The sequence below is a fragment of the Pseudomonas edaphica genome (assembly GCF_005863185.1).
In the GTDB taxonomy this organism is placed as follows: domain Bacteria; phylum Pseudomonadota; class Gammaproteobacteria; order Pseudomonadales; family Pseudomonadaceae; genus Aquipseudomonas; species Aquipseudomonas edaphica.
Genome location: NZ_VBVZ01000927.1, coordinates 1 through 1,658 on the forward strand (window position 1 = coordinate 1; position 1,658 = coordinate 1,658).

1 protein-coding gene is annotated in these 1,658 nt (G+C 58.4%); it reads left to right on the forward strand.

The genetic code is table 11. From position 1 onward, the window contains the following. Nucleotides 1–191 precede the first annotated feature (191 nt). Entirely contained in the window at nucleotides 192–1,490 is a 1,299-nt protein-coding gene (gene tcuC / locus FEM54_RS32160; protein ID WP_017137430.1) for an MFS transporter, read from the forward strand. The last annotated feature ends 168 nt before the right edge of the window (nucleotides 1,491–1,658 follow it).

Here is a 1,658-nt window from a genome sequence, read left to right on the forward strand (position 1 = left end):
GACCCACCGCTATCGCAGGCAAGCCAGCTCCCACATTTGATTTTCATCGCCCTCGACAACTGCGCATTTAGTCATGCTTGCTATCAATTTTTATTGCCGGTAATGGCCAATACACATATGGTTACAAAACTGCAGCAAGGACGAGTAATGACCAGGGATCACTAATAAGACAGCCAACATGAGTGCATGACATGTCCACTACCACGGGCAAAGGCAAAGCGATTTTTCGCGTTGTCAGCGGCAACTTCCTCGAGATGTTCGACTTCATGGTCTACGGCTTCTACGCCACGGCCATTGCCAAGACCTTCTTTCCCAGCGACAGCGCGTTTGCCTCGTTGATGCTATCGCTTGCGACCTTCGGCGCCGGTTTCCTGATGCGGCCACTGGGCGCAATCTTCCTTGGCGCCTATATCGACCGCCACGGCCGCAAAAAGGGCCTGGTCATCACGCTGGCCTTGATGGCCGCCGGCACCATCCTGATTGCCTGCGTGCCCGGCTACGCCACATTGGGTGTGGCCGCGCCGCTGATCGTGCTGTTCGGTCGACTGCTTCAGGGTTTCTCTGCCGGCGTCGAGCTGGGCGGTGTGTCGGTGTACCTGGCAGAAATCGCCACACCGGGACGCAAGGGCTTTTTCGTCAGTTGGCAGTCCGCCAGCCAGCAGGCTGCGGTGGTGTTCGCCGGTTTGCTCGGCGTGGGCCTCAACCACTGGCTCAGCCCGGAAGAGATGGGCGACTGGGGCTGGCGCGTGCCGTTCCTGATCGGCTGCCTGATCGTGCCGGTGATCTTCGTGATTCGCCGTTCGCTGGAGGAAACCCCAGAGTTCCAGGCACGTAAACACCGCCCTACCCTGCAGGAAATCGTGCGTTCGATCGGCCAGAACTTTGGCATCGTCATCGCCGGCATGGCGCTGGTGGTGATGACCACCGTGTCGTTCTACCTCATTACCGCTTACACCCCGACCTTCGGCAAGGCCGAACTGCACCTGTCTGACTTCGACGCATTGCTGGTGACGGTGTGCGTGGGCATCTCCAACTTTATCTGGCTGCCGGTGATGGGCGCGGTGTCCGACAAGATCGGGCGCAAACCCTTGCTGCTGGGTGCGACGATTCTGGCAATTCTCACAGCGTATCCGGCGCTGTCGTGGCTGGTGGCGAATCCGAGTTTCAGCCATCTGCTGATCGTGCTGTTGTGGTTGTCGTTCCTGTATGGCTCGTACAACGGGGCGATGGTGGTGGCGCTTACCGAGATCATGCCGATTGAAGTGCGCACCACTGGATTCTCGCTGGCTTATAGCCTGGCAACGGCGACCTTTGGTGGGTTTACGCCGGCGGCCTGTACTTACCTGATCCATGTACTGGATAACAAGGCGGCGCCAGGGATTTGGCTCAGTGGTGCGGCGGTGTTGGGGCTGATTGCGACGTTGGTGCTGTTTAAAGGCAATCGGCATGAACTGCGGACGGCGCAGGCTTCGGTGGTTGGCGGCGCCTGATAGACCGCTATCGCAGGCAAGCCAGCTCCCACATTTGACGGTGTTCACAAGTCGAAATGTGGGAGCTGGCTTGCCTGCGATGAGGCCCTGATATTCACCACAAAACCAACAGCCACAAAAAAGCCCCGAACCAGTCGGGGCTTTTTCATTTACCGCAAAGGCTTAGCG